1 protein-coding gene is annotated in these 300 nt (G+C 56.3%); it reads left to right on the top strand.

What is annotated here, in order from left to right:
- The gene (locus tag B2633_RS09885) at positions 1-135 is read left to right on the top strand and encodes a peptide-methionine (R)-S-oxide reductase (protein ID WP_483170467.1); all 135 of its coding nucleotides are present in this window, start codon (positions 1-3) and stop codon (positions 133-135) included.
- The last annotated feature ends 165 nt before the right edge of the window (positions 136-300 follow it).

Below are 300 nucleotides of genomic sequence, written 5' to 3' on the forward strand. Positions count from 1 at the left end.
ATGATCCGAACCGAAGTAATGTGCAAAGCCTGCGGGGGGCACCTGGGTCATGTATTCCCTGACGGCCCCCGTCCCACCGGCATGCGCTTTTGCATCAATTCCGGGGCACTGGACTTTAAGCCTGAAGACGAATAGACCAGACGGCGGCCATCTGCCCCAGAACGCTATAGAAAGTCCTCGATGATGTTAAGGGATTCTGCAAGCGTCCCCGCGTGTCATTGGAAGAGGGGCTTGACACGGCCGCCTGCAGTGATATCCTTGCTGGCGTCTTTCACTACTATATCCCCTTCGCTCAACCCT

This window comes from Syntrophomonas sp. UBA1041 (assembly GCF_002316705.1).
Taxonomy (GTDB): Bacteria; Bacillota; Syntrophomonadia; order Syntrophomonadales; family Syntrophomonadaceae; genus DTU019.